Raw genomic sequence first — 18,665 nt, forward strand, 5'->3', positions numbered from 1 at the left:
TGTCACTCACATGCGTGCGCTTGAGGTGCGCGCGTGTGACGTGACATCTCAGCCCCAGACGGTCCAATTCACCGCCTGGGGCTGAAGAAATCCGCGAGCAGACGGGCGCACTCGCCCTCGCATACTCCCCCGTAGACTTCAGGGAACGAGCCGACATGCGGGTCGCGTGGAATGTCCCATACCGAACCGCAGGCGCCGAGTTTGGCGTCCCACGCTCCGAACACAATGCGCCCGATGTGGGTTTGCAGGCACGCCCCAGCACACATCGGGCACGGTTCCAAGGTGACGACCAGCGTGCAATCGGCAAGATTCCAGCTTCCCTGTGTGGCCGCGGCCTGCCGCATCGCCTCGACTTCAGCGTGGGCCAACGGGTCGCCGCCATGCTCGCGCAGATTGCGCCCGCGCCCAAGCACCGCGCCATCAGCGCCGATGACCACTGCGCCCACCGGCACGTCACCATCCCGTGCCGCCTCACGCGCCAGATCCAGCGCCAGCTGCATCTGTCCGTGCAACGTTCCGCTGTCTGCCGCGCGGCTTCCTGTTTCCGCCATACCAGCCAGTCTAGCGGCACCGCTTGCAGCGAACAGAATTCATCTGCACCCGGTACGCTGGGAATCATCCACGGATACCACGCGCCACGCGGCGGTACAACGCGACCGAGCACCCGAACCCGCGAGCCCACCGGAGCCCACCCAGTCCAAGGAAGGCGGCATCATGACGGAACTGACCCTCGTCCTGTGCATTGTCGGCGCGGTCGTGGTGTCTTCGTTCCTCAGCCGCTTCATTCCGAAAATCTCCACTCCGCTCGTGCAAATCGTGCTGGGGGCCGCCGCAGCCCAACTGCCGTTCTTCCCGGATGTCACTCTCGACCCGGAACTGTTCATGGTATTGTTCATCGCCCCGCTGCTGTATCTCGAGGCGCGCAGCATCGACAAGACAACGCTGCTGAAAAATCTCAAACTCTCGCTGTCGCTGGCCATCGGGCTGGCAATCGCCACCATGGTCGCGGTCGGCTACGTGACGCATGCCGCCTGGCCTGCCGTGCCGCTTGCCGCCGCCTTCGCACTGGGTGCGGCGCTCGGCCCGACCGACGCGGTCGCCGTGACATCGCTGAGCCATGAAGCCACGTTGAGCGAACGCCAACGCGGAATTCTCAAAGGCGAATCCCTGTTCAACGACGCTTCCGGCATCGTCGGATTCCAGTTCTCGATTCTTGCGGCTATCACAGGAACGTTCTCCGTCGGGGCCGCGGCCGAAGAGTTCGCCGTCTCGTTCTTCGGCGGAGCCCTGCTCGGCTTGGTGCTCGGCATCATCGCCAATTGGCTGTTCGGACTGATGCGATCCTTCGGTTGGGAAACCACCACATCACGCATCCTGATGGAGTTGTTCCTGCCGTTCCTGCTGTATCTGGGCGCGGAGGCGATCGGCGTTTCCGGCATTCTCACGGTCGTCGCGGCGGGCCTGATCGCTCAATATGATCGCAGCGGCGTGGGTCCAAATGTCGCCCGCACCAACATCGTATCCTCCAGCGTGTGGGCGGTACTGTCGTTCGCATTGAATGGTTCCGTGTTCATTATGCTGGGCATGATGCTGCCGGACGTGCTGGGGAAAACATGGTCGGATCCCACCGAAAGTAACGTCATGCTCCTGGGGATCATCGCGCTGGTGTCCACCGTGGTAGTCGCAATGCGGTTCGTGTGGGTGGCCGCCATGTTGCGCATCGCCCGCGACCAGCGCACCGGCCGACGTCGCCGGATGACCCCGGAACGTTGGCGTTCCGCCGCAATCATGACCTTCGGCGGACCGAAAGGCACCATCACCCTGTCCCTGATGTTCACCATCCCGTACACCATCGCCGCGGGAGCAGCGTTCCCGATGCGCGACGAACTGATATTCGTGGCTGCCGGCGTCATCATCGTGACGCTGCTGCTCGCGAACTTCCTGCTGCCGCTGCTTGCGCCCACCCATCTGCACAGCACCAAGGAGATGGACGACATCACCGTGGAAGTGCTGCGCCAGACCGTGGAGGAGCTTGCCCGCCGCGTCACCCCGGAGAATCGGCGGGCGGTGCTCGCGGTCATCGACTCGTACACCAAGCGCATCACCCGGCTCAAACACCGCATCGGCAGCGCTGACCCGCAAGGTTTCGAAGCCTTGCAAATCGAGGCGCTGCAGTGGGAGAAAGACTTCCTCAAGCAGCGGATCATCGACCTGAAAAATGAGGAGCCAGCAACCCCAGCGGCAACACACCAGCGCGACCTGCATATCGAAGCCTGCGAGCGCATGCTCGACCAGTTGATGACCACGTTGCGCCATGCGACGGCGGGGTCAAGAAATTCGCAGGCGGTATCGCAGATTCGCGGTCGGTTCCGTGCGCTGCAACGCCGGGTATCCCTGTTGGTGCGGCGGATTTACGGCAAAATCCTGCGTACGACCCCGCTGATGAGCGAAGATGAGATTTACGCGGCCGTTCGCGGCACCCAGCTTGAAGCGATTCATGTGGTGATCGGCAAGCTGTATGAGCAGATGCATGCGGGCACCTACAATACCGAGGATTGTTCGGCGCTGATCCTTGATTATCAGCGTGCCGAGGCATCCCTGCGTAACCGGCCGAATATGGAGCGCAGCGCGGAGACCATCAACGAGGTGGAGGATGTCAAGCGCGACAGTTACGCAATTGAGCTGGGCATCATCCAGGACCTGTTCGAGGACGGGCGGATCAACCGTGCCCAGATGCGGCAGTTGCGTCGCAACGTGTATGTGATGCAGGTGGATGCGGATTCCGGGGCGTGAGCGGATCCTCACACAACCGCCGCCTTTGGCTTCCAGGCGGCCGGCCTGAGACGCCGGCAGGGGTGGGTGTGTGAGTCAATCCTCGCATAGCCACCCCTGCTGGCGTCTCATCAGTCAATCCGCGCCACCACAGTGGTCATTATGTGAGCCAATCCTCACATGGAGGCAGCCGTCATCGTCCAATCATCCGATTTGAGCCACTCCAGGGAGCCACATTGTGAGCGAATCCTCACACAACCGCCTCTGACAAACCCAGAACCCCTAGCCCAGAACGCCCGGACATCCGCCATGTACGGCTGTGTGAGCCAATCCTCACATAGCCACCCTTGCGGGCGCCCAGCCAGTTTATTTCAGCCATCTCGAGGGTCACCGTGTGATCCGATCCTCACACACCCACCCCTGCTGGCGTCTCATCGGTCGATTTGCGCAACCACAGTGGCCATTGTGTGAGCCAATCCTCACACGATGACGCCCATCGATACCTATCCAGCCGATTTGCTCCGCCTTGAGGGCCACATTGTGAATCAATCCTCACACACAGCCGGCACACGCCGCTCACAGTATGCCGGACGTGATGTTGTGCAGCATCAGCCACTGGCGCAGATCGTTGAACTCCTGCAGGCTCACCGCGTGGTCGAGCCCGCGGTAGCTTTTCTCCGTCAGCCAGGTGTGCTCCTCCAGCCAGGCGGACATCGCGTGGATCTCATACGCGGGAATCACGGTATCGGCCTGACCGTAGCCGAAGAAGGTCGGGATTTGCAGGTCGGCGAGCCGGTCATCCGCGGGGGCGGTGCCCGGAACCCGTGCTGGGGCGAGGAATCCGGACAGCGAAATCGAGGCACGGTACCGTTCCGGATGCACGCGCAGCAGGTGAATCGCAAGCAACCCGCCTTGTGAGAAGCCGATCGGCACCACGTCACGCTCTGCGGGGATACGCTCCGACACCCACGCATCGATCGCGTTGGCGGCGGCGAAGGCGTCACGGTCCAGATCCTCGCCGGTCGGCACGCAGTCGTGGAACCATGTGTAGGCGCCCGGAACCGGTCCGCGTTCTTCCTGCAAGACAAGCGGCGCACGCAACGACACGAAATCGTTGTAGGGCGCCACGTAGCGCATCATATCCGCCAGATCCTGCTCGTTCGACCCCCAGCCGTGCAGGCACAGCAGCATCGGACGATTGGGTTGCGCGTTGCCGCCGCCGCGCGACCATTGTGCTTCGCGCACCTGCATCGGTTCGCCGAACCGCCCTGGCACCACGTTCGATTCACGACCCACCAGCTGCGAAGATTCACTCATACCGCCCAATATACCCGCGAATTGTCCGCGGTCATCAGCCGGTGCGCCATTTGAAGGAGGCAACGCTCACTGCACGGTGCTGATGGTGCCGCCCCACTGCTTGTGTAGGGCCTCGATGTCGGATTTCTGGCCGAAGGCTATCCAGCGTTCGCCGCTGAGGATGCGCCATTCGCCCTGGGCGCGCGAGTCGGTGGCGTAGCTGTCCAGCGTGGACGAGATCTTCGAGGTGATCGCGCTGCGGTACATGGATGCGGCCGACGCACTGTCGAAGGTGACGAACGCCATCCGCGTGGCCTTGCATACCGCCACCGCACTCATGCCGGGGTAACCGCTGACGTCCATAACCTGCCAGCCGTCCGTGCATCGCTCGGTCACCGCCTCGATATCGGTTTCCATGCGTGACACGCTGTTGACCGGAGCGTCATCACGTCCAGACGCTTTGATGATGCCGTCGGGGAAGAAGTTGCCGACGACCAGCGCGCCGGCAATCAGCATGCCAGCCAAAGCGGTAAGCACGATGGCGGTTGTACCGATATACCCGTGCTTGCGGCGCTTCGAGTCCGCGACGCGGGCCGCGATCACCAAAATGATCGCCAGCACCGCAAACACGCAGCCGACGGCGGTCAATACCGAAACGGGAACAGCGGAAAGCTGAGGCAACTTGCCCGGGGCGACCGCGCGGACCGTCGCGAACGCCGAAGCTGCGAGCGCGATAATGGCGCTGCAGGCCGCGCCGGACGCAATCCATACGGAGGTGGGGATGGACTTGCGTTGCCGTTTGGGCCGTGGGGCTGCAAGCGCGTGCGGGTCGCGGTTTTCGCCGGCGTGGAACTCGTGTTCGCGGGGATGCCCGACCGTCGGATGCCCGGCGGGAACCGACTCGATACCATGGTCGGACTCCTGGCTGGAACTCTGATTGGAATCGGCCGCTGCCAATGGTTCAGCGTCTGACGCCCGCCCTGCGGCGCCCCCCTGCCCTGCGGTCGCCAAATCGCCCCGTTCGTCTCGCTGCGGCGACGGTACCGGCGCCTTGCCGGCCGCATATGCAGCCGAGGCTTGTGGCGACAGGGACATGCGTTCACGTTCCAGCTGATGCGCGGCGATCACGTCGTCATCCGGCTGAGGTGATACCTGCGCACGGCCGTACAAAACGCCCCACGGGTTGAGCGGGTCGTCCCAGCCACCCTCCTGACGGCTGCCGGGCGTGCGCTGTTGCCCGGACGTGGGCTCCGGTTCCGTCTGTCCGTCGTCTGTCATCATGCCTTCATTCACGTTTCCCGCCATACTCGCCATGCTTGCGCAAGAGCCATGCACAAGCCATTATGGTTCACCTGTCGACAGCAGCCCGTGCTTGTGCGGGTGCTGTCACCATCGTTTCACCATATGACGTCGTAACCTGTGTGCATACCGCATGATTTGCATGCGGATACAGCGAGGACGCTGCGCGACGGGCGCCGGTTTCCCGGCCGTCGCGCAGCGTCCCGTGATAGCCGTGCGGGCGGTGGTCTTCTCCCCCGCACGTCTATACCCGTGTTACCTTGCGGATTCCTTGCCGCGCTCCACTGCGCGAAGCACCAGCTTACGCAGTTCGGAGGCGACCAGCACGATGGCGGCCAGCCCGATGCATTCCAGCCATGCGCCGCCGCTGAGCGGGGTGGTGCCGAACGCCGTGTTGAGGAACGGCAGATAAATCACCGCGAGCTGCAGCACGACAGACAGTGCGATAGCACCCCATAGCCAGCCGTTCGAGAACAGGCCGACGAACGCGGACTGGCGTGCCGAACGCGAGGCAAGCGCATTGAACAGCTGCGCGAACACGAGGATGGTGAAGCCCATGGTGCGTGCTTCCACCATCTGCGCGTCATGCCCGATGGCGTTGACGGAACGGTCGGTGAACAAGCCGCCGGACAGGTGCATATCCATGCCGATCAGCGTGACCGCAGCCATGATGACACCGATGAACACGATGTCGCCCCACATGGAGCGGTCGATCACCCGGTCGGTGAGCTTGCGCGGCTCGCGGTTCATCACGTCCTCGGTCTGCGGGTCGACGCCCATGGCGAGCGCCGGGGCGGCATCAGTCAGCAGGTTGATCCACAGCAGTTGCGTCGCCAGCAGCGGCACGGTGACGCCTGTGGACCCCGGCTGGGTGATGCCGAGGAAGCCGGCGAGCACCACGCCGAAGAACACGGTGAACACTTCGCCGACATTCGAGCTGAGCAGGTAGCGCAGGAATTTGCGGATGTTGTCGAAGATGCCACGCCCTTCGCGCACGGCGGCCACGATGGTGGAGAAGTTGTCGTCCGCCAGGATCATCTTGGCGGATTCCTTGGTCACTTCAGTGCCGGTGATGCCCATCGCCACGCCGATATCCGCGGTTTTGACGGCCGGGGCGTCGTTGACGCCGTCGCCGGTCATCGCCACGATGTTGCCTTGCCGTTGCAGGGAGTCGACGATCTTGAGCTTGTGTTCCGGGGCGACGCGCGCGTACACGGATACTTCGGATGTCGCCTTGTCGAACGCCTGCTGGTCCATGGCGTCCAGCTGGTCGCCGGTCAGGGCCTTGCCGCCCTTGTCGATGATGCCGAGATCGCTGGCGATACGCGCAGCGGTCAGCGGGTGGTCGCCGGTGATCATGACCGTACGGATGCCCGCCCGGTGCGCTTCGGCGACGCTGTCACGCACTTCGGTGCGCGGCGGGTCGATGATGCCGACCATGCCGGTCCAGATCATGTCACATTCCAACGCGTCGCTCTGGTCGGCGATATCAAGCACCTCGCCGGCCGCATTGGAAATCATGCCGGGCACGTCCGCGATCGACGCCGTGTCAAGCGGACGGTAGGCCTCGCCGAGCGTGCGATAGGCCTCGTTCGACAGCCGTTCGACCTGGTGCAGGATTTCCTGCCGGTCGCCTTCGGTGATCGGACGGACCGCGCCGCCCACGGCGATGCGGGTGCAGTAGCCGAGCAGTACGTCTGGGGCGCCCTTGGCGAATACGGTGAGCTTGCCGGAGTCCGCGTTGTCCTTGGCGACAATGGACATGCGCTTGCGTTCGGACGTGAACGGCACTTCGCCGACACGCTGGAAGTTCTCGAACCGGCGGTCGGTCTTGGTCTTGCGTGCCGCAACGATCAACGACACCTCGGTCGGGTCGCCCACGATATCCCACGTACCGGGCTTGTCGCCTTCCCGCAGTTCGCCGTCGTTCGCCATGGCACCGGCCCCGAGCGTGGCATAGACCTCCGCACGGATATCCGCCGGCACTTCCAGGTCGCCATCGGCGGCGCCAACGGCGATCATCCGGCCTTCGGGAGCATACCCGGTGCCGGTCAACTGCACTTCGCCGCTCGGCGTGACCACCCGTTCGACGGTCATCTCGTTGCGGGTGAGCGTGCCGGTCTTGTCAGAGCAGATCACCGAAGCGGAGCCGAGCGTCTCGACGGACGACAGCTTCTTGACGATGGCGTGATGCTTGGCCATGCGCTGGACGCCGAGCGCCAGCACCACGGTCAGGATTGCGGCAAGACCCTCGGGAACGGCCGCCACCGCCAGAGACACGGCAAGCAGCAGGGATTCGATGACGTCATCGACGCTGTGGAAGCCTTCCATGATCGCGAGTGCGGCGAGCACCACTGCGGCGATGATGCACACGGCGATACCCAGCACCTTGGAAACATGCGCCATTTCCTTTTGCAGCGGGGTCTGCTCGTCTTCCGTCTGCGACAGCATGTCGGCGATTTTGCCGACCTGCGTGTCCATGCCGGTTCCGGTGACGATGGCACGCCCGGTACCTTGCGTGACGGATGTGCCGTTGAACACCATGTTCATGCGGTCGCCCAGCGCTTTGGCGCTGTCAAGGGTCTCGGGCTTCTTCGCGACTGGCACGGATTCGCCGGTCAGGCTCGCCTCGGCGATGCGCAGGGACGCGGCCGCGAGCAACCTGCCGTCGGCGGAAACGGAATCGCCTTCTCCAAGTACGAGAATGTCGCCCGGCACGACGTCCGATGTGTCGATGCGCGTGACCTTGCCGTCACGCAGTACGGATGTCTGCGGCGCCGTCATGCTGGCGAGCGCCGCCACCGCCTGCTCGGCTTTCGCTTCCTGCACGTAGCCGAGCACCGCGTTGATGATGAGGATCAGCACGATGACGATGGCGTCGAACGGGAGCGCCTCGGTGGAGGAGCCAGGTTGCGCGTTCGCACGTTCGATGAACCAGGCGACCAATGATATGGCCGTGGCGACGAGCAGCAGATACACCAGCGGGTCGCGGAACTGGGCGAGGAATTTCTTCCATTTCGGTACCGGCGGCGCGCTGGCCAGCTGGTTCGGTCCGAACTTTTCCTTGCGGCGTTGGGCTTCCTGCGTGCTCAGTCCGACAGCCGGATCGACATGCAGGGCCTTGGCGACGTCCGACGCGTCGGTAAGGGAAGGGTCGGTGTCGACAATGGCAGATGCACGCGGAGCTACGGCTTCGGACTGCTGCGCCTGGGGGGTATGGGATGGGGATTGGTCGAGCTGGTGGTCAACCATGATGGTCTCCTCAGTCAGCCGCGGAGTAGTCAGCCCTTGTGCCTGCTGCGTTCGTTGACGATGCCGGCACGGCAAGGCTGCGCGGTTATGGGCGCCGGGCGATTGCCTGCGGCGCAATACTGGTTATTCTACAGAGACACCCCCTACCGGAGCGTTCACGAAACGCGGAAATCCACGTTTTCCTTGCGACACTCCGCTCGGCGTGGTCCACCCTCTTGTATTTCCTGCCTGCGGATTGCTCCATCGGCCATGAGATAATGAAAGGTATGGCTAACAAGAAAGGCCCGACCAAGGGTTCGGGCGGAAAACATCGTAATGCGCTTCGGGGCAAGGGACCGACCCCGAAGGCCGAGGATCGCGTCTATCACAAGGCATACAAGGCGAAGCAGGCGGCTGACCGCCGCAAGGCCGCCGATCCGCGTCTCGCCGCGCGCCGGCGGGCCGCCAAATACACGTCCGACGGCGCCGATCTGGTCATCGGCCGCAATGCCGTCCTCGAGGCGCTTCGTGTAGGCGTGCCGAGCACGCAGCTGTATATCGCCTCGCATATCGAGCACGATGACCGCACGCGCGAGATCATCAAGATCGCTACCGGGCAGGGTCTTCACCTGCTGGAAGCCGACCGTCTGGAGATGGACCATATCGCGCATTCCGGCAACCATCAGGGCATCATCCTCAAGGTGCAACCGTACGAGTATGCGTCGCTGCGCGATCTGGCCGACAAGGCCGAGAAGCGCGCGAAGGCCATGGAACAGGTTGATTCCCCGCAGATCCGCATCTCCGCGCGTCCGCTGTTCATCGCTTTGGATGGCGTGACCGACCCGCAGAACCTGGGCGCGGTGATCCGTTCCGCGGCGGCGTTCGGCGCAAACGGTGTGATCCTGCCGGAACGCCGGTCCGCCTCCGTCACGGCATCGGCGTGGAAGGTGTCCGCCGGCGCTGCGGCACATCTGCCGGTTGCGCGCGTGGTGAACCTGACCAAGGCGATCGAGGCGCTGAAAGAGCGCGGATACTACGTTGTCGGGCTTGACGGCGGCGGGGATGCGCTCGTCGGCGAAACCGGATTCGAAACCGATCCACTCGTGGTCGTGCTCGGGTCCGAAGGCAAGGGCATCAGCCGGCTCGTGCGTGAATCGTGCGATGCCATCGCCGGCATCCCGATCGACAGCCAGGTGGAGTCGCTGAACGCTTCGGTCGCCGCGGGCATCAGCCTGTACGCGGTGGCGCGCGCCCGCCGCGAGGCGGCTCAGCAGCAGGCGCAAGCGGCCGCCAAGTGAACAGACACCAAGAAACAACTCCATACGCAAACTGGGTACGCCGGGAAAAGTCTCGGCGTACCCAGTTTGTATTATGAGTCGGTCTGTCAGTGGCTCCAGACCGCGGCGTCGGGGTCGTCCTCCGGATTATATCCGTCATCCTCATGATCCGCACCACGACCGGCCGCGGAATCATCGGAGTAGGTGAACTCGTCGTCAATCACACCTGAATCCGCATCGGCGTTGATCGCCGTCATCGCATTCTTATCGAGCTTGTACTGCGGGAGCACGTTCTTGACATAGCTTTGCACGGCTTCCGCCATGGGGATGTCATGCCCGGCATGCTCGGCGAGGAACCACCGGTGGTCCAGCACCTCGTGGAAGAACTGCGCCGGTTCGATCTGCGAACGGTATTCCGGCGGAATCATGCGCACGGTCGGCTCGTAGACCTCGCGCATCCAGTCGGTCGCCACCACTTCGAGATCCTCGTTCTGCCGCCACGTGGACGCGCGATACGTGTCAAGGTCGTTGAGCAGTCGGCGAGCCTGGTTCTCCTGCACGTCGAGGCCGGTCAGACGCATGAGCTTGCGGGACGCATACCCGGCATCGACCACGCGCGGCCGCACCAGCACGTGGGTGCCGTCCGCGGCGGTCTTCACTTCGAGCTCATCCACGTCGAAGCCGAGCTCGTTGAGCTTGTTGACGCGCTTCTCGATCTTCCACATCTCGTCCGGATTGAAGGTCTCGACATCGGTGAGCGCGCTCCACAGCGAATGGTAGCGGTCGACCAGCCGGTTGCCGACTTCGACCTCGTCCACATCGTCGGGCAGCAGCTTGCCGGAGCTCAGATCCATAAGCTCGCCGATGATGTTCGTGCGCGCCAGGTCAATATCGTATTCCCGCTGGCCTTCGGTGAGGTTCGCATGCAGATCGCCGGTCTCCGCGTCCACGAGGAACGCCGAGTAGGCGTCGGCATCACGCAGGAACAGTACGTTGGATAGTGAGACATCGCCCCAGTAGAAGCCGGCCAGATGCAACCGGACCATGAGCACGGCGAGCGCGTCGATCAGCCGTTCCGCGGTATCGGTGCGCAGGTTCCTCGCGAACAGCGCGCGATACGGCAGCGAGTATTTCAGGTGTTCGGTCACCAGCATGGCTTCGAGCGGATTGCCGTCCTTGTCGTGGCGTCCGGTAACGACCGCGATCGGCGTGACCGTGGGCAGATCCAGTTTGCGCAGACGCCTGAGCAGTTCGTATTCGCGTTCCGCCACGCTGCGCGTGATCTCCTTCATCGCGTAGACGTCATCGCCGACGCGCACGAAGCGGACGACGTGCCGGGAGATGCCTCGCGGCAGGTTGACCAACAGGTCGTCCGGCCACGTGGCCAGCGGCTGGTTCCACGGCAGGGTGAACATCTTCGGGTTGGAGCTCGCCGCCGTAATGTTCAGTGCCTCGGGCTCCTTCGACTCGACGGTATCGTCCTCCGCTTTGACGGATGTCGCGTTCACCGCGCGCGGGTCAAGCTGTGACTGGTCGTTCGTATCCATGTTCCTCATGCTACCCTTTCCAACAGAAAAGCCCCGCTGCTATGCGGGGCTTTTCCAACGAGGCTGAAGAGAGGAAGAGAAGCCTCGCGTTACTGGTTGACGGGATCGCTCCCGCCAAGTATTAGTTCAGACGCAGCTCGGTCGACGGTGCGAACAGGTGCATCTTCGACGGGTCGATCTTGATCTTGACGATCTCGCCGACGCGCGGAAGCACACGCGGGTTCACACGAATCGTGGTGAGCTTGTTCTGGTCGGACATCAGCGTGGTGGTCTCGGCGACCGAGCCATCGGTGATGATGTTGCCGTAAATGTAGCCGTCGGAGCCGAGATCCTCGACGTTGACGACCTTGAGGGAGAAGGCGTTCGGTTCATCCGGCGCGGCCAGGGAGCCATCCTCCGGGCGGAAGCCGACGACGATCTTGCCGCCATCCTCCGGGGTGAGCTTGTTGACGGCCTCGGCCGGCAGGTCGAGCGTATCGTCGCCAATCTTCGCCTTGCCGTTGACCACCGGGTGGGTGTTGAGGTTCATCGACGGGGAGCCGATGAAGCCTGCCACGAACACGTTCGCCGGGCGATCGTACAGCTCGGTCGGGGCGCCGACCTGCTGGAGCTTGCCGAGCTTGATGACGGCGATGCGGTCGCCCATCGTCAGGGCCTCGGTCTGGTCGTGGGTCACGTACAGGGTGGTGACGCCCAGCTGGCGCTGCAGAGCGGCGATCTGCGTACGGGTCTGCACACGGAGCTTTGCGTCCAGGTTGGACAGCGGCTCATCCATGAGGAAGACCTTCGGCTTACGCACGATGGCGCGGCCCATGGCGACGCGCTGACGCTGGCCGCCGGACAGGGCCTTCGGCTTGCGGTCGAGGAACTCGGTCAGGTCGAGGATCTTCGCGGCTTCCTCAACGCGCTTGCGGATCTCTTCCTTCGGGGTGCCGGCGATCTTCAGGGCGAAGCCCATGTTGTCGGCGACGGTCATGTGCGGGTACAGCGCGTAGTTCTGGAACACCATTGCGATGTCGCGGTCCTTCGGCTGCATGGTCGTGACGTCTTTGCCACCGATGAAGATACGGCCCTTGTTCACTTCCTCGAGGCCGGCGAGCATACGCAGCGTTGTGGACTTGCCGCAGCCAGAGGGGCCGACGAGCACGAGGAACTCGCCGTCCTTGATATCAAGATTGAGGTCATCGACCGAGGGCTTGTCGTTGCCCGGGTAGATACGCGTAACGTGGTCGAATACGACTTCTGCCATAATGTCATCCTTTCAGAGGCAGGTACGTGCCTCACGATCCGTAGTGAGAGGGTTCTGTGCGTTCACTCGTAGTATCCGGCGTCGGAAACCGCAAGCTTCGGCGTTTACTTGTTCCGGTCCATTGAAGGTTCTCTTCTTTGAGCCACGGCCCAGTATACACGAGGAAATGACATTGGCAAGGGTGTGTCGCTTGACGTGTTGTGCCAGGCCGAATATCGGCACCGCCCTCACGAGCGACAAGCGTCACCGACTCCCCGCTTCGCTCCCCCTATGCCCTGCGATGACACCGGCCCATGCCGGTCACCATCCTGATACAGTAGAGCCTATACACTCAGACCTCGCGATTCCCCTGCGGCAGGCAATCCCGCGCCGCCGCGACGATTCGCGCACAACGCACGATGCACAGGGAGGCGGCTCCATGCGGACGATCCGCGTCGGCGTAGTCGAGGACGACAAATCGGCCTGTCAGCACATCGTCGACTATCTCAACCGGTACCAACGCGAGCAGAACGTCGAATTCACAATCTCCGTTTTCAGCGACGGCGAGGAGATCGTCGAGACCTACAAGCCCGTGTACGACATTCTGCTGCTCGACATCGAAATGAAACGCATGGATGGCATGGAGGCGGCCCGCCGAATCAGGCAGGTGGATGACGACGTGGTGATCGTGTTCATCACCGCGGCCCCGCAATACGCCATCAGCGGGTACAAGGTGCGGGCGCTGTCCTATCTGCTCAAGCCCGTCCCCTGGTTCGCGTTCAGCCAGGAAATGAAACGTTGCATCGGCATGGTCCGCCGCCGTTCAGAGGATTCGCTGCTCGTCGACGCCGGCTCACAGAAACTGCGGCTGAGCCTCAACGAGGTGGTGTACATCGAATCCATGCGGCATACGATCATCATCCATACGCTGGATAGCAAGCTCTCGATCAGCAGCACGCTCAAGGAACTCGAAGAACAGCTGTCGGGGCAAGGATTCTACCGCTCGAACTCCTGCTACCTCGTCAATATGCGCCATGTCACGGGCGTGGACGGCCAGGACTGCGTGATGAGCTCCGGCGAACGGCTACGCATCAGCCGGCCACGCAAGAAAAGCTTCCTTATCGCACTGGCCGACTATTTCGCGGGTACGGCCGCGTCAGGCGAACGGTGACGCGCATGCATGATCTGAGTTCAATCACCAACGCCCTGCCCGACATTCCGCGCCTATATACAGCCATCTGCGAATGGCTGGCATGTCTGGTCTATGTCACCGTCATCGACCGACGTGTCTCGCAGTCCCGCAGCGTTGCGATTCTCGCCGCGGGACTGCCCGCCATGGTCGCCATCCAATACTTTGACGGCATCATGCCGATGTGGTTCTGGATTTTCGGCATGATCCTCGCGTTCTCGGCCATGTACCTCATCGTGCTCTTCGCGGCCGGCACCGGCAAACGCGAAGGACTGTACGTCACTGCGCGCGCATTCGTGCTCGCGGAACTCGTGGCGTCCCTGCACTGGCAGATCATCACCTTCCTCATGCGCGGAACCACACAACAGGACAACACCATCCGCTGGGTGGCGGATATCATCACCCTATGCATTATCTACAGCGCCTGCTTCACGCTCGCATGGCTGCTGGAACGCAACAATTTCAGCCGTACCGAACCGCTTTCGCCTACGCGCTCCACCACGGTCGCGACCATCGCGATCACCGTGGTCACCTTCGCGATGAGCAACCTGAGCTTCGTGTCAACCAACACGCCATTCTCCGGCAGCGTCGGCCAGGAGGTGTTCTACATCCGCACGCTGGTGGACTTCTGCGGTTTCGCGATCCTGTACGCGCAACAGGAGCAGTCCAGACGGGCCAAGGCGAACGCCGAACTGGCCTCCATCAACGCGCAGCTGCACAGCCAGCATCAGGAATACCTGCAATCCAAGGAGAATCTGGAGTCACTCGGGCGTATCGCACACGACCTCAAACACCAGATCACGGCGCTGCGCGCGCAAGTCGACCCGGACCATGTGGCGCAAGGCTTCGAACAGCTTGAACACTCGGTGCAGCAGTACAGTGTCCAGCAGCAGACCGGCAATCCCGTGCTCGACGTCATTCTCACCAGCAAAAGCCGCACGTGCGTGGACCATGGCATCACATTCACCGCAGTCGCCGACGGCAGACTGCTCACCGGCATGAGCTCCATGGACATCGCCACGTTGTTCGGCAACGCGATCGACAACGCCATCGAGGCGACCAGCCGCATCAAGGACCCGCAGCAACGCCTGATCAAGCTTGCGCTGTTCTCGAGACAGCAGTTCATCGTCATTCGCGTCGAGAACTATTACGAAGGCGACTTGCGCACCGATGACGCCGGCAATCTGCAGACTTCGAAACACGACCGCGCCGCGCACGGGTTCGGCGTGAAATCCATCAGACATATCGCCGAGCAATACAACGGCGAAATGAGCATATCCGCGAAAGACCACTGGTTCACGTTGACCGTGCTGCTGCCGCGGGATGCGGAGGCCACGGCATAATCAGCGGGCGAACGCGGGCGAACAGACGAACGCGGACGAACGGGCTGCGCGAGCAAATCAAGCCGATACGGGCGCAACCGCGCCGAGCGCATAAGAAAACCCGCCCGGCAAGAGGAAAACCGGGCGGGTGCCAAAGGGATCAAAGGGAGAGAGAAGAGCCTGGGATTCGCCTACTTGGCCGCCTCCTTGCCGCCGTCGCCGTGCTTCGGCATGATCCAGAATTTCAGCAGCGGATAGCTGACGATGACGGCGAGCAGGGTGTTGACCACCGACGCGACGGTCGCGGCGAGGCCTGCAGCCATGCCCCAGCTTTCGCACAGGGACGTGATGTGCCCCGGCAAGGTGAGGTTGACGACCACGATGATCACGGCGAGAATCGCATACTTCCAAGCGGCGTTGGCGAAGCTGGCATCCGACTTGAACACCCACTTCATCTGCACAATGAAGTTCACCACCTGGGCGAGCACCTCGGCGAACAGGAAGGTCAGGAAACCACCCAAACCGTTGGCGCCCTTACCGGTGTAGTCGAAAATCAGGAAGCTGAACGGCTGCGTGATACCAAGCCACGACACGAACACGGCCGTGCCGATCCATGTGACCACGAATCGTGTGATTGTCGAGATATTCGACAGCACGTTGAACAGGATGAACTCCCAGATATTCGGGTGCTCATCGATCCACCGGCCGATTGGGCCGCGCTCGCGCCTCTTCCCCTCGGACCGGGTCTGCTCCGTCGGTGTCTGCCGCACTTCGGCGGCGGTGGTGTGATCAGTCATGATTGAGCTCCTTTGCTATACGTTTGTTGGCTGATTTGTTGCGGAAGAATCCTGCGATGAACGAACCGAGGCCACGGAAGGTATGCCCGTTGGCGATGGTCACGACGGCCTGCACCATCGCGGCGTCCACCATGCCGCCGGTCATCTTGCACATCGCGCGCGGAGGCATGTTGAGCAGGAACAGCGTGTTGAGATCCGGGGAACCGGTTTTGCGCCGGATCTTCTCCTCACGTGATTCCAGCCGTTTGGCGATGAACCGGGCGAAAGCGCCCTTGGAGTCCTTCCACGAAAGAATCGGATCGTTCATGGTGAACGTAACGGTCTTGCCTGGGGCGAGGACCTCATGACCGAACAGGGCCGCCATCTGCGCATCCGTCACATCCTTGACATGGCCGGTGAGATATGCGCCAAGCACCGGATTCGGGGCGATCGGGTCGACATCGCCTTGGATCGCGGCCGTTGTCCGCAGCACGATGTCATGCGCGTCCGCGCCGATCATCAGCGTCCATTCGCCACGCTCGACATGCCAGCCCTGCGAGGCGACGTCATAGTGTCGGAAGGTGTAGCGGTCGAAATCGATGCGAACGGTCGTGCGCTCGTGGGCGCCAAGCGACACCTTCGCAAAGCCCTTGAGCTCATGGTCCGGGCGCAGGACGCCGTTCTTGGGGCCACGCACGTACAGCTGCGCAACCGTCGCCCCCGGCGTGTCCGACGTGTTCTCCACGGTGAAGGTCACCCCGTTGTCGTCGGCGTGCAGATCGCTGTATTCGAAGCGCGAGTAGCTCAGGCCGAATCCGAACGGGAAACGGACCGGCACATCGGCGGTTTCGTAATACCGGTAGCCGACGAACGGGCCTTCGCGATAAATGGCATCGCGTCCGGGAGCCGGATACCAGCCGGAAGTCGGGTCGTCTTCGATATGCAACGGCCAAGTCTGGGCAAGATGCCCGGACGGATTGACTTCGCCGGTGAGCACGCGCACCGCCGCGGAGGCCCCCGCCTGACCGGACAAGCCGATGTACAGCAGCGCCGACACCTTGTCAAGCCACGGGAGCTCAACCGGGGCGCCTGCGACAAGCACAGCCACGACCGGCTTTCCAGTTGCGGCGAGCGCATCCATCAGCTTGTTCTGCACGGACGGAATCGCCATCGTGGAACGGTCCAGGCCTTCCGATTCGCTGCGCTCGTCAAGGCCAACCACGGCGACGACCGCATCGACGTCATCACGCGCGGCCAAGGCGACCGCGTCCTCCAGCAACGCCCGGTTTTCCTGCCCCTGACGCTCATAGCCCTGTTCGTAGCCGATGACCTGCACATCCCGGCGGGCAGAAAGTTCGTCGAGGATGTTCTCTTCACGTGTCGCATTGACTTTGGAAGATCCAGAGCCTTGGAATCTCGGGGTTTTCGCCATATCACCGATGACGGCGAGACGCATGCCGCGGCGAAGCGGCAGTATCGCGTTCCCGTCACCGGAGGCGGGGTCCGCGGCGTTTTTCAGCAGAACCGCGGATTGTTCCGCGACCGTCCGCGCCACCGCGTGATGCGCCTTGATATTCGCGTCGCTGAGCAAATCATCCCGTCCGACTCCGGTGATTACGGTGTTGCGGGCGATATCGGCGACTTCTTTCGCGCGCAGGTTCAAATCGGCTTCAGACAGCGTGCCGGCCTGAACCGCGGCGACCAGTTCGCGCACGGACGTGTACCCGGGGGACGGCATTTCCAGCGATCCGCCGGCCTTGACTGCGGCGACCGCGGAATTCGAGCCGCCCCAATCAGAGACGACCATGCCGTTGAAGCCCCATTCGTCACGCAGGATGTCCCGCAGCAGATGCGGGTTTTCATGCGCGTACACGCCGTTGATCTGGTTGTACGAGCTCATGATTGCAAGCGGGCGGGCCTCACGCACGGCGATTTCGAAACCAGTCAGATACACTTCCCGCATGGTGCGCTCGTCAATCACGGAATTGGAGGCCTGGCGGCGCAGCTCCTGGCTGTTGACGGCGAAATGCTTGGGGCACGCGGCGATCCCGTTGCTCTGGATGCCGCGGATCAGGCCGGCTGCCATACGGCCGGCTACCTGCGGATCCTCGGCATAGTATTCGAAGTTGCGCCCGCACAGCGGATTGCGCTTGATGTTCATGCCCGGGCCGAGCAGGACGTTCACGCCGAGGTCGTGCGCTTCCGCGCCCAAGGCTTCACCCATGGTCTGCGCGAGGGCAGGATCCCAGGAGTTCGCGACCGTTCCCGCGGTCGGGAAACAGGTGGCTGGCTTGGATTCTCCGATGCCGAGGTGGTCGCCGGATCCGAGCTGGCGGCGAACGCCGTGGGGGCCGTCGCTCATCACGAAACTCGGTATCCCTGCCCGTTCGTTGCCGCGCGAATCCCATTCCGAACCGCCGGAAAGCATCGCCGCTTTCTCGGTGGTTGAAAGATCTTCAAGGTTCATTGTTGCTCCCTGCCTTATGTCCGTCATGCTGCTGCGCGTGACGTTTCGGTATATTCTGATTCAATCAGAGCCGCAACCGCCGTATCGGCCCATCCGCACAACCTGTCACTTTGGCGGCATATTCGGTCGGCGCCGGGCAGGGTCGCCTGCCACGGCCGTCATCGTATCCTCGATGGTGTTGGACTGCTTGTGTCGGGACTGACGTTGGCCCACTCGTGTTGGGCCGTATGACAACAAGTCCTGCCCGTATCCGCCCGCTGC

General features: G+C 62.8%; 12 protein-coding genes. 4 read left to right on the top strand and 8 right to left on the bottom strand.

Annotated elements, in window-relative coordinates; translation table 11 throughout:
- Positions 1-68 precede the first annotated feature (68 nt).
- Entirely contained in the window at positions 69-500 is a 432-nt protein-coding gene (locus tag WD012_RS02875; protein ID WP_339562592.1) for a nucleoside deaminase, read from the bottom strand.
- 214 nt (positions 501-714) lie between these two features.
- Here WD012_RS02875 and WD012_RS02880 point away from each other — a divergent pair, with 214 nt between their 5' ends.
- Positions 715-2,793 carry a cation:proton antiporter gene (locus WD012_RS02880; protein ID WP_339562297.1) on the top strand — a complete coding sequence of 693 codons (2,079 nt, stop codon included), beginning with the start codon at positions 715-717 and terminating at the stop codon, positions 2,791-2,793.
- Positions 2,794-3,348: 555 nt separating this feature from the next.
- On the opposite strand, the gene WD012_RS02885 is transcribed toward WD012_RS02880, so the two are convergent.
- The 3 genes from WD012_RS02885 to WD012_RS02895 form a co-directional block, all read right to left on the bottom strand.
- Positions 3,349-4,089, bottom strand: a complete 741-nt coding sequence (locus tag WD012_RS02885; protein ID WP_339562298.1) for an alpha/beta hydrolase — start codon at positions 4,087-4,089, stop codon at positions 3,349-3,351.
- A gap of 66 nt (positions 4,090-4,155) precedes the next feature.
- On the bottom strand, positions 4,156-5,349 hold the full coding sequence (locus WD012_RS02890; protein ID WP_339562299.1) for a hypothetical protein: 1,194 nt from the start codon (positions 5,347-5,349) through the stop codon (positions 4,156-4,158).
- A gap of 273 nt (positions 5,350-5,622) precedes the next feature.
- On the bottom strand, positions 5,623-8,619 hold the full coding sequence (locus WD012_RS02895) for a cation-translocating P-type ATPase (protein WP_339562300.1): 2,997 nt from the start codon (positions 8,617-8,619) through the stop codon (positions 5,623-5,625).
- Positions 8,620-8,885: 266 nt separating this feature from the next.
- Between WD012_RS02895 and rlmB the strand changes: the two genes are divergently transcribed.
- Entirely contained in the window at positions 8,886-9,896 is a 1,011-nt protein-coding gene (gene rlmB / locus WD012_RS02900) for a 23S rRNA (guanosine(2251)-2'-O)-methyltransferase RlmB (RefSeq protein WP_339562301.1), read from the top strand.
- Between the two features lie 86 nt (positions 9,897-9,982).
- Here rlmB and WD012_RS02905 read toward each other — a convergent pair whose 3' ends face one another.
- Positions 9,983-11,422, bottom strand: a complete 1,440-nt coding sequence (locus tag WD012_RS02905; protein ID WP_339562593.1) for a DUF4032 domain-containing protein — start codon at positions 11,420-11,422, stop codon at positions 9,983-9,985.
- A 121-nt stretch (positions 11,423-11,543) separates the two neighbouring features.
- Positions 11,544-12,671 carry an ABC transporter ATP-binding protein gene (locus WD012_RS02910; protein ID WP_015451340.1) on the bottom strand — a complete coding sequence of 376 codons (1,128 nt, stop codon included), beginning with the start codon at positions 12,669-12,671 and terminating at the stop codon, positions 11,544-11,546.
- A 418-nt stretch (positions 12,672-13,089) separates the two neighbouring features.
- Here WD012_RS02910 and WD012_RS02915 point away from each other — a divergent pair, with 418 nt between their 5' ends.
- A complete protein-coding gene (locus WD012_RS02915; protein WP_339562302.1) occupies positions 13,090-13,821 on the top strand; it encodes a LytR/AlgR family response regulator transcription factor in 732 nt (243 codons plus the stop codon).
- 5 nt (positions 13,822-13,826) lie between these two features.
- The gene (locus tag WD012_RS02920; RefSeq protein ID WP_339562303.1) at positions 13,827-15,182 is read left to right on the top strand and encodes a sensor histidine kinase; all 1,356 of its coding nucleotides are present in this window, start codon (positions 13,827-13,829) and stop codon (positions 15,180-15,182) included.
- A 170-nt stretch (positions 15,183-15,352) separates the two neighbouring features.
- Here WD012_RS02920 and WD012_RS02925 read toward each other — a convergent pair whose 3' ends face one another.
- Both WD012_RS02925 and WD012_RS02930 read right to left on the bottom strand, forming a co-directional pair.
- On the bottom strand, positions 15,353-15,958 hold the full coding sequence (locus WD012_RS02925; RefSeq protein ID WP_339562304.1) for a GtrA domain-containing protein: 606 nt from the start codon (positions 15,956-15,958) through the stop codon (positions 15,353-15,355).
- Positions 15,951-18,404, bottom strand: coding sequence for a glycoside hydrolase family 3 C-terminal domain-containing protein (locus WD012_RS02930; RefSeq protein ID WP_422614348.1), 2,454 nt, complete (start codon positions 18,402-18,404; stop codon positions 15,951-15,953). The genes WD012_RS02925 and WD012_RS02930 overlap by 8 nt, the downstream gene beginning before the upstream one ends.
- Positions 18,405-18,665: the final 261 nt, after the last annotated feature.

It is taken from the genome of Bifidobacterium thermophilum (assembly GCF_037482445.1).
Lineage (GTDB): Bacteria > Actinomycetota > Actinomycetes > Actinomycetales > Bifidobacteriaceae > Bifidobacterium > Bifidobacterium thermophilum_B.

Excerpts from the sequence above, each read along its gene's own strand:
- WD012_RS02875 (WP_339562592.1), bottom strand. The coding sequence starts at position 500 with ATGCAGCTGGCGCTGGATCTGGCGCGTGAGGCGGCACGGGATGGTGAC.
- WD012_RS02880 (WP_339562297.1), top strand. The coding sequence starts at position 715 with ATGACGGAACTGACCCTCGTCCTGTGCATTGTCGGCGCGGTCGTGGTG.
- WD012_RS02885 (WP_339562298.1), bottom strand. The coding sequence starts at position 4,089 with ATGAGTGAATCTTCGCAGCTGGTGGGTCGTGAATCGAACGTGGTGCCA.
- WD012_RS02890 (WP_339562299.1), bottom strand. The coding sequence starts at position 5,349 with ATGATGACAGACGACGGACAGACGGAACCGGAGCCCACGTCCGGGCAA.
- WD012_RS02895 (WP_339562300.1), bottom strand. The coding sequence starts at position 8,619 with ATGGTTGACCACCAGCTCGACCAATCCCCATCCCATACCCCCCAGGCG.
- rlmB (WP_339562301.1), top strand. The coding sequence starts at position 8,886 with ATGGCTAACAAGAAAGGCCCGACCAAGGGTTCGGGCGGAAAACATCGT.
- WD012_RS02905 (WP_339562593.1), bottom strand. The coding sequence starts at position 11,422 with ATGGATACGAACGACCAGTCACAGCTTGACCCGCGCGCGGTGAACGCG.
- WD012_RS02910 (WP_015451340.1), bottom strand. The coding sequence starts at position 12,671 with ATGGCAGAAGTCGTATTCGACCACGTTACGCGTATCTACCCGGGCAAC.
- WD012_RS02915 (WP_339562302.1), top strand. The coding sequence starts at position 13,090 with ATGCGGACGATCCGCGTCGGCGTAGTCGAGGACGACAAATCGGCCTGT.
- WD012_RS02920 (WP_339562303.1), top strand. The coding sequence starts at position 13,827 with ATGCATGATCTGAGTTCAATCACCAACGCCCTGCCCGACATTCCGCGC.
- WD012_RS02925 (WP_339562304.1), bottom strand. The coding sequence starts at position 15,958 with ATGACTGATCACACCACCGCCGCCGAAGTGCGGCAGACACCGACGGAG.
- WD012_RS02930 (WP_422614348.1), bottom strand. The coding sequence starts at position 18,404 with ATGAACCTTGAAGATCTTTCAACCACCGAGAAAGCGGCGATGCTTTCC.